The organism is Pseudonocardia pini (genome assembly GCF_013870575.1).
Taxonomy (GTDB): Bacteria; Actinomycetota; Actinomycetes; order Mycobacteriales; family Pseudonocardiaceae; genus Pseudonocardia; species Pseudonocardia pini.
On record NZ_JACBXB010001110.1, the window covers coordinates 1 to 1317 of the forward strand.

The 1317-nt window shown below is 75.0% G+C and carries 1 protein-coding gene; it reads right to left on the reverse strand.

The window, feature by feature from the left end; genetic code table 11:
• Positions 1 to 1317, reverse strand: a 1317-nt coding sequence (locus H5J29_RS32970; protein ID WP_246394588.1) for an ATP-binding protein, incomplete at both ends; no start/stop codon positions are given.

The window sequence follows — 1317 nt, forward strand, 5'->3', positions numbered from 1 at the left end:
GAGCTCGTACCCGACCCGCCAGAACGCGAAGTCGGGCAGCCCGACCAGCAGCCGCAGCGCCAGGTCGGTGTCCGCCGAGGTGATCGCCCAGTCGACCGCCACGCGCAGGTCGTCGTACGCGCGGGCGAGCCGGTCGACCCAGTGCCGCTCCGCGGTCCCGAGCAGCCCCGTCCCGCTGCGGTCGGTGAGGTCGGTGAGGTAGCGGGCGTGCCGGTCCCGCACGTCGTGGAGCTGTGCCTCGTCGAGGCGCTCGCGCCCGTACTGGCGCATCGTCTCCAGCAACCGGTACCAGGTCACCTCGGTCGTGTGGACCACGGCGACCATCGACTTGTCCACCAGGCCCGCGAGCAGCTCCAGGGTGTCGTCCTCGGTGTCGCCCGGCTCGCCGCAGGCCCGGTGCGCGGCCTCCAGGTCGAACCCGCCCGCGAACACCGACAGCCTGCAGAACAGGACCTGCTCCGGCTCCGACAGCAACCGGTGGGACCAGTCGACGGCCGCGAACAGGCTCTGGTGTCGGGCGGGCCCGCCCCGCGAGCGGGCGCTGACGAACCGCGGCCCGGACAGCCGGCTCGCCACCTCCGCCGCGTTCAGCACCCGCATCCGCGCCGCCGCCAGCTCGATGCCGAGCGGCAGTCCGTCGAGGCGACGGCAGATCTCGGCGACGGCGCCCGGTGCCTCGTCCGCGGGATCGAACCCGGGCCGCACGGCCCGGGCCCGCTCGGTGAACAGCGCCAGGGCGTCCTCGGCCGACAGCGGGTCGACGGGCAGGATCTGCTCCCCCTCGACGCCCAGCGGCTCCCGGCTGGTGGCCAGGATCGTGACGCCCGGGCAGTACCGCACCACGGCGTCGAGCAGGTCGGCCGCGGGGGCCAGCACGTGTTCGCAGTTGTCCACGACCAGCAACAGCGTGCGGTCCCGCAGGTACTCGATGATCGTCTGCTCGATCGTGGAGCCCTGGCGTTGGCTCAGGTGCAGCGCCGCGGCGACCGCGTGGCCGACCGGGCCGTCGTCGGCCAGCGGGGCGAGCTCGCACATCCAGGTGCCGTCGGGGTACCGCCCGTCTCGGGCCGCCGCCCGAGCGGCCTCCACGGCCAGCCGGGACTTGCCCACCCCGCCGACCCCGGACAGCGTCACCAGGCGACCGGCACCCACCGCCGCCACGACCGACTCCACGACGGTCCGCCTGCCGACGAAGCTGGTGGGCCTGCGGGGCAGGCCGGTGATCGGGGCGGTCGCGGGCTCCGCCCCCGGCGCGGAGGCCGGGGCGACGGCAGCCTGAGTGACGACATCCGGAGTGGCGACGTCCGGCACGACGGT